The sequence below is a fragment of the Dehalococcoidales bacterium genome (genome assembly GCA_035529395.1).
Classification (GTDB): Bacteria; Chloroflexota; Dehalococcoidia; order Dehalococcoidales; family Fen-1064; genus DUES01.
Map to the genome: position 1 here is coordinate 1 of DATKWT010000099.1, position 6,827 is coordinate 6,827.

The window sequence follows — 6,827 nt, forward strand, 5'->3', positions numbered from 1 at the left end:
GTCAGGACCACTACGGAGGCACTGGCCGCCGTCCTGGGAGGTACTCAGTCCCTGCACACCAACTCGCTTGACGAAGTGCTGGCATTGCCCTCCGATTTCGCGGTTAATATCGCCCTGCGTACGCAGCAGATAATCGCCGAGGAGACCGGAGTGGTAAATACAATCGACCCGTTGGCCGGTTCCTATTTCGTCGAAGCCCTGACCAGCCGGATTGAGGAGCAGGCCTGGGAATATATCGAGAAAATAGACGCGATGGGGGGCATGCTGGCCGCAATTGAGACGGGCTTCCCACAGAGGGAAATCTCCAGTGCCTCATATGAATATCAGCAGCGGGTGGACCGGGCGGAAAGGGTTGTCGTGGGGGTCAACAAGTATGCTACCAATGAGGAAACTCCGGTGGAGGTACTCAAAATCGACGAAAAGGTGGAGGCGGAGCAGGTCAAGAGACTGCAGGAAGTCAAACGGACGCGGGATAACCGGAAGGTGGGCCGGACGCTGGACGACCTTCGTAGCGCCTGCCGGACCGACAGGAACGTGATGCCGTTTGTCATCGAGGCGGTCAGGGAGTACGCTACCGAGCAGGAGATATGCGATGTCTACCGGGAGGTCTTTGGTGAGTACCGGGACCCCGGATATTACTAGTACTCAGTTGCAGAAACACCAGCTAGTATGTTCCGCGGAGCGAGACCCTTCGCTATGCTCAGGGTCTCACCCTGTTCACATGTCATTGCGAGTTGGGGCTCTGAGCAAAGCGAAGAGACACCGAAGCAATCTGAATGTTACGCGGATTTGTGCGACTAGATACTGGATTCAGTGCCGGGGAGGTTGTTGAGCCATGAGTGAAGAAACCACAAAATCGCGCGCGAATTCGCACGTGAATTCGAGCTCGAATTCACGCAGGGTACTGCTGGGCAAGCCGGGCCTGGATGGCCACGACCGGGGTATCAAGATTATCGCCCGGGGTTTCCGGGACGCTGGTTTCGAGGTAATATACACCGGCCTGCACCAGACCCCGGAGCAGATAGCCAGCGCGGCAATACAAGAGGACGTAGACCTGGTCGGTCTCAGTTGTCTTTCCGGCGCTCACATGCACCTCTTCAGCGAGGTGGTCCGGCAGCTTCGTGAGAGCGGCGGCGGTGACATACCCGTCGTTGGTGGGGGAATCATCCCCGCGGAAGACATCCCCAGGCTCAAGGAAGCGGGCATAAGTAAGGTCTTTCTGCCGGGGGAGACTATTCTGGAGATAGTGAATTGGGTCAGAGAGAACATCAGGCCGGCAGCATGACCGGGGAGCATTCCGTGAACGGGAAGCAGCGGCCTGACCTGTCAGGAGAGACATCCGGCCTTGGCCTGGTGACGGTCTTTACCGGCAACGGCAAGGGGAAGACCTCGGCAGCACTCGGAGTGGTGCTCCGGGCCGCGGGACACGGGCTGCGGGTCCATATCATCTACTTCATGAAGGGGGACTTTCCCTACGGCGAGCGGCAGGCACTCTCTCACCTGGACAATGTCGATATCAGCCACTTCGGGCATGAGACCTTTGTCGACCCCGCCAATGTCAGGCCGGAAGAGATTGCCGAAGCAAGGAGAGGTCTGGAGAAGACCCGGGAAGTGCTCCGGAGTGGTAACTACGATGTGGTGGTACTCGACGAGATAAACGTCGCCGTTGCCTGGAAGCTCCTTGACCTCGAAAGCGTGCTGGAATTGCTCAGGAACAGGCCGCCGGACGTTGAGCTTCTGCTCACCGGCCGGTATGCCGTTACCGAACTGATGGAAGCCGCCGACCTCGTCACCGAGATGGTGAACATCAAGCACCCCTACGACAGGGGGATACTATCCCGGAAGGGTATTGACTACTGAGCGTACTTTGCTAGCTGCCTTCGGGCACGGCCTCACGTACTGCCAGCATCAGCCGCCGCAGCTTCTCCGGGTCCTTGTGGCCCTTTGAAATCTCCACCCCGCTGCACAGGTCTATGCCGTAGGGTTGGGTGGTCTCGATTGCCTCGCGGACGTTGTCCGGGTTGATGCCGCCGGCCAGGAAGGTCGGTACCGGGATGACCTCGACCAGCCTGCGGGCAGCCGTCCAGTTATTCACCCGGCCTGTGCCGCCCCAGCGCGCACCCTCTTCGGCGGCACTGACCACGGTATCCAGCAGGGCGGCATGAATCCCGGCGTCGACCAGTGAGTTCACCGTGTCGAGAAGCGTGGAAATATCCGCCTCTCCTTCATCGACCGGTGGCAGGTGGACGGACTTCCATATCTGGCAGGGTATGGTCTGAGTCAAAGCCCTGACCAGTACCGGCGTCTCCTGCCCGAGAAGCTGGACGGCATGCGGTTTTAAGACCGCTACCGCTTCCCGTATCTGTTCCACGTCGCGGTTGAAAAACAGGTTCACAACCGGCAGAGGTGATTGCTCGCAAATGGGGCGTGCCTGCTCGATGGTGATCTGGCGCGGCGAGACATCGATCCCGACGATTACGCCGATATAGTCGGCACCTGCCTCCGCCACCAGGCGGGCGTCCTCAACCGTGGTGATGCCGCACACCTTTACCTTGATGGTCCTTTCCCCCTTATCACTCAGGTCCTGTGACCGGACTGTAACGATATATACCATACTCTAACACTACATTATAATCCTGTCCACGCCCTGCCGACTCTGCAGAACACCGATAATCCTTTCTTGACCGTTCGCTATCGAGTCGTATAACCTGAGAGGAACCTGTCCCGGGAATTGTGAGAAGGAGGGAGTGTTATGCTATACGTCTCGATACTGACATCTGACCGGTCGCGGGACCCGGAACTGTGGTGTACTATCTGGCAGGGCGGGTCTCCCCCCGGCATCAACGTCATCGGCGCCTACAATCTGGGCAACAACAAACGTGTCTTCATCTGGGAAGGAGAGTCCGTTGCCGACCTCCAGTTCATGGACCGGTTCAACTACATCGGGGTACTGGAGACATATCCCGCGTTCGACCGCACCGAGGGCTGGCGGGACTGCTTTGCCAGGGACCTGGACACCTTCGCGGCACGACTTCTGGAGAGGGCAGGCCGAAACAAGGAGCAGGCGGAACGCGCAGTAGACCTGCGCCGTCGCGGGCGGACTGCACCCAATATGTACGCAGCCCAGGCCGCCGCCCGTCAGTGGCAGGAAGAGCAGGCACAGGTCGGCGGCACTGGATAGCAGCCCCCGCTCCAGGTGTTCTCAGGGTAATAAGCTAGTGGCGTCGTTATCAACGATGGTGGTGAAGTGCCGTGTCGTCAGCAGGGGTGCCAGTAGCTGCCCTCTGGGGTTGCTCGTGTCCAGGGTGGCATAGGCCAGTACAGGGATGTAGGCGTATATCAGGATGCCCTTGAGGTAGTCCTGCCAGCACTCGTCCCATGAGTAGCCGGAGATGCCTTTCTCCTGAAGCCGGTCATGGTAGAGCCGGACGATGTCCTTCTCTATCTCCCGGCGCAGGTCCACCTCGAGGCTCCCGCCAAGGAGGTATGACAGGTCGATGACGCCGCGGTTGATGTTTGTCGACCCCCAGTCAAACACGATAACCGGTTTCTCCCTGTTATCGGAATCAAAGAAGAGGTTGTCCACCCGGAAGTCGAAGTGGGCAATGGTCAGGTGGTCGTCCGCACCGGTCTCGATGAGCCACTGGTAGCTCTGGCGTAGCTTTGCGCCTGCCTCGTAGCCACCTTCGGGCAGGGCGGCGACAAATCCCGGTACCTGCACCGAGAAGTCCCAGTAGCCCCGGAAGGCATCCACCAGAGCCCACGCAACAGGACCCGTGTTGGTGATCATCCAGGGGAATGACAGCAGGTTCTCCCTGTCCCACCAGTAGGCGTGGAAATCGGCCAGCATGAGGGCTACCTGTCTGGTCTGCTCGTGGTCCAACCCCTGCGACTGGTCGACCTGCTGGTAGCACGAGCAGTCCTCCAGGAGGAGGAAGTACTTCTTCTCCTCCAGGTCCACATCCGCGTAGACGAGGGCCGGGGTCCGTATCGGGCTTTGCGGGGCCATCTCTGTGTAGAACCGTATCTCCCGCTCGTAGACATTGAACAGCATGGCCATCTCGTAGGCAGACTCATAGGCGGTGGGCAGTTTGGCGACCACGGTTTTCGGCAGATGGGGCGCTTCCCGGTCGTAGTCCAGGGTGAGCCGGGCCATATCGCTGACAAACCCTTCGCCCACACCCCACTGTTCGTATCCGATTGATTTGATGTTGACGTCCTTCAGGAATCCGGACTCGTGGAGAGCTTCATTGAGCCAATTTGCCGTGATGTCTTTTGAAGCTGCTGGTATCATGTAATAACCTCCTTTACTGCGCCTGCACCGGTTACCGGTTAAACGTCGGGCAGCCGGCGGTACGCTACAGTCTCCTGACCTTCTTTGCTATTGCCTTTAGTAGCTTCTGGTAAGAAGGTGGTGGCCCGGTACGGACCTCCTTGCCATCGATGAAAAGGGCATCTGTAATCCCCCATTCCATGAATGTGTCCCTGTTAGAAGTGTCGATTTCCCGGAATACTACCTTATCGCCAATCTCGCTGGCAGCACGTTTTGCCCTTTCGAAGACCATGTTCTGGGCCGGACACCAGCCGTTGATGAACCCGGTCACGGTCACCTTGCCGGGTGTGGTTTCCGGGCTTTTACTCTGCCTTATCCACCGGGGAGGAGTGGCGTCCTCAACGAAGGCTTTCCAGAGGAGGACCTGCATACCCTGCCTGTCCACCTTACGGTATCCCTGCTTACGGAACCAGGAGGCCTTCATCCAGAATGGCATGGCCATGCCCCAGGCAGCGATTCCTTTAACACCCAGGGCGCGGGCATCATCTTCGGCAGCTTGAATCAGGCCCTTTCCCATGCCATGTTTCTGGAAATCGCCCCGTCCCTGCTTGTGACCGTGGACCCAGATGCAGTTGATGAAATAAAGGTCACTGCCCTCAGCAGATGACTGCTCTACCGGAACGTACTGTATCATCCCACCGACCTCTCCACGGTCATCCAGCGCCAGTTTCACTCGCAAACCCTTATCCTTCATCTTGCCATACCAGACCTCTTTGTGGCTGCCGGCTTCCTTCATCTCGTCGGACCAGTCTTCAAGGCACATGAAGTAAAGTTTTTCATGCTCCGGTGTCAGGTCGATGATTGTCATATTCTAATCTCCCAGGTCACATTTCTGCGGGCGTTCTCAGCCGGCACGGCGGAGTTACCAGATTGTACCACCATTTGCCAGGTTTGAACATAGGTTATATTCGCCCGGGACATCAGTGACACTCCGGCACAGCCGGTGCTGCTTCCCACACAAGAAGAAACCTTCACCTCCATGCAGGGAGTCGTGTCACCCTTCTGTCTGAACGATGGCAGTCCTTTGCCGGCCAAAGGTCGGACTGTGTTACTCTCCGGTCCGTCTGGTGTAGCTAACCCTGGTGGATATTGACACGACACAGGCACATGCACTAATCTACGAAAAGGGCTGCACACAGGCCCACGCTTTCTGACGAGTTAACATGGAACTAGTAGAGAAGATGCTGACCGGTGATGTCCAATCGCTGGCCAGGCTCATCACCATGATGGAGCGGGAAGACCCGCAGGTACCCGGGATAATGAGAGAGATTCAGCCTCTCTTGCGTGGTGCCTACACCTGCGGTTTCACCGGTCCTCCCGGTTCGGGCAAAAGCACGCTGGTCGACAAGCTGACCTCTGTTATCAGGAATGCAGGTCTGTCGGTCGGCATCATTGCTGTTGACCCCACGAGTCCCTTCACCGGAGGGGCAGTCCTGGGCGACCGCATCAGGATGCAGCAGCATTACCTGGATGGCGATGTTTTTATCCGCAGTATGGCCCTCAGGGAAAGTCACGGGGGCGTTCCCCGCACGGTAAGAGGCGTAATCAGGCTCATGGATGCGTTCGGCAAGGACTTCATCCTGGTGGAAACGGTGGGTGTTGGCCAGGCGGAGTTGGATATTATCAAGAACGCCGACACCGTCACCGTCATTCTCACCCCTGAATCCGGTGACCCTATTCAGGCGTTAAAAGCCGGATTGATGGAAATCGCCGATATCTTCGTGGTCAACAAGGCGGACCGGCAAGGGACCGATGAAATGGTGGCCAGTCTCAATGGTCTCCTCACACTCCTCCCCGAGGACTCGTGGCAACCGTCTATACTGAAGACTCAGGCAGTCAACAACATCGGCATCGAAGAACTGTTCGGGGCAATCAAGACTCACCGTCAGTCCCTGGAAGAAACGGGACAACTGGAGGAAAGACGCCGGGAGCAGAGGAAGGGAGAGCTTCCCAAGATGCTTCTGGAGGGGCTCTCATCGAAACTCAACAGCCTGATGACAGATAACAAGGAACTCCTTGATTACCTGGCAAAGGTGGAGTCCGGAGAAATGGATGCATACTCCGCCTGCACCGAGATACTGAGTAACGGCATCCTCTTCAAGGAGTGGCTGACCTAGTGTAGTGTCTCGTATATATCTTTACGTATGATAGATGTTGATGTCATTCCAGCGCAGGCTGGAATCCAGGGGGCAAACACGTATCCCGGTTCGAGTCTAACAGGGTGATGAAAAAGGGGGAGTCCAGAGGGGCTTCGCCCCTTCTGAGGGGCGCTCCCTCTTCCGAGAGGGGCCGAAGACTCCTTTGGCAGGGGTCTGGGGGTGTCCCCCAGATATAATATTTCCCCCCTTCCTGGACAGGAAGGGGGTCAGGGGGATGGTCGAAAGGGTTTTTCATAGGCTTGCTAGAATGACAGGGACTGTAAAGGCATTTGTAAGACACTACACTAGCAGGGAGCATCCCTCCCCCTGAACGAATGAAAGAGACTGAGGAAGGG

At 57.5% G+C, this 6,827-nt stretch carries 8 protein-coding genes; 5 read left to right on the forward strand and 3 right to left on the reverse strand.

The genetic code is table 11. The features are described 5' to 3' along the window. From VMW13_06450 to cobO, 3 genes are all read left to right on the forward strand, one after another. The coding region (locus VMW13_06450; GenBank protein HUV44453.1) for a methylmalonyl-CoA mutase family protein at nt 1–642 on the forward strand (642 nt) is incomplete at its 5' end. Between the two features lie 193 nt (nt 643–835). Continuing rightward, on the forward strand, nt 836–1,285 hold the full coding sequence (locus VMW13_06455; GenBank protein HUV44454.1) for a cobalamin B12-binding domain-containing protein: 450 nt from the start codon (nt 836–838) through the stop codon (nt 1,283–1,285). Continuing rightward, entirely contained in the window at nt 1,252–1,860 is a 609-nt protein-coding gene (gene cobO / locus VMW13_06460; protein HUV44455.1) for a cob(I)yrinic acid a,c-diamide adenosyltransferase, read from the forward strand. The genes VMW13_06455 and cobO overlap by 34 nt, the downstream gene beginning before the upstream one ends. 10 nt (nt 1,861–1,870) lie before the next feature. Here cobO and VMW13_06465 read toward each other — a convergent pair whose 3' ends face one another. Then, complete coding sequence (locus tag VMW13_06465) at nt 1,871–2,614, reverse strand: phosphoribosylanthranilate isomerase (GenBank protein ID HUV44456.1); 744 nt, start codon at nt 2,612–2,614, stop codon at nt 1,871–1,873. A 138-nt stretch (nt 2,615–2,752) separates the two neighbouring features. On the opposite strand from VMW13_06465, the gene VMW13_06470 reads away from it, so the two are divergent. Next, on the forward strand, nt 2,753–3,181 hold the full coding sequence (locus VMW13_06470; GenBank protein HUV44457.1) for a hypothetical protein: 429 nt from the start codon (nt 2,753–2,755) through the stop codon (nt 3,179–3,181). A gap of 21 nt (nt 3,182–3,202) precedes the next feature. On the opposite strand, the gene VMW13_06475 is transcribed toward VMW13_06470, so the two are convergent. Both VMW13_06475 and VMW13_06480 read right to left on the reverse strand, forming a co-directional pair. Beyond that, nucleotides 3,203–4,294: a phosphotransferase gene (locus VMW13_06475; protein HUV44458.1), complete on the reverse strand. Its 1,092-nt coding sequence runs from the start codon at nt 4,292–4,294 to the stop codon at nt 3,203–3,205. Nucleotides 4,295–4,358: 64 nt separating this feature from the next. Next, nucleotides 4,359–5,141 carry a GNAT family N-acetyltransferase gene (locus VMW13_06480; GenBank protein ID HUV44459.1) on the reverse strand — a complete coding sequence of 261 codons (783 nt, stop codon included), beginning with the start codon at nt 5,139–5,141 and terminating at the stop codon, nt 4,359–4,361. Between the two features lie 355 nt (nt 5,142–5,496). On the opposite strand from VMW13_06480, the gene meaB reads away from it, so the two are divergent. Then, nucleotides 5,497–6,450 (forward strand): methylmalonyl Co-A mutase-associated GTPase MeaB, encoded by a 954-nt coding sequence (gene meaB / locus VMW13_06485; protein HUV44460.1) that lies wholly within the window; start codon nt 5,497–5,499, stop codon nt 6,448–6,450. Nucleotides 6,451–6,827: the final 377 nt, after the last annotated feature.

What these genes read in the sequence shown, in the direction of transcription:
- meaB (HUV44460.1), top strand. Translation starts at nt 5,497, where the DNA reads ATGGAACTAGTAGAGAAGATGCTGACCGGTGATGTCCAATCGCTGGCC.
- VMW13_06465 (HUV44456.1), bottom strand. Translation starts at nt 2,614, where the DNA reads ATGGTATATATCGTTACAGTCCGGTCACAGGACCTGAGTGATAAGGGG.
- VMW13_06480 (HUV44459.1), bottom strand. Translation starts at nt 5,141, where the DNA reads ATGACAATCATCGACCTGACACCGGAGCATGAAAAACTTTACTTCATG.
- VMW13_06475 (HUV44458.1), bottom strand. Translation starts at nt 4,294, where the DNA reads ATGATACCAGCAGCTTCAAAAGACATCACGGCAAATTGGCTCAATGAA.
- VMW13_06455 (HUV44454.1), top strand. Translation starts at nt 836, where the DNA reads ATGAGTGAAGAAACCACAAAATCGCGCGCGAATTCGCACGTGAATTCG.
- VMW13_06470 (HUV44457.1), top strand. Translation starts at nt 2,753, where the DNA reads ATGCTATACGTCTCGATACTGACATCTGACCGGTCGCGGGACCCGGAA.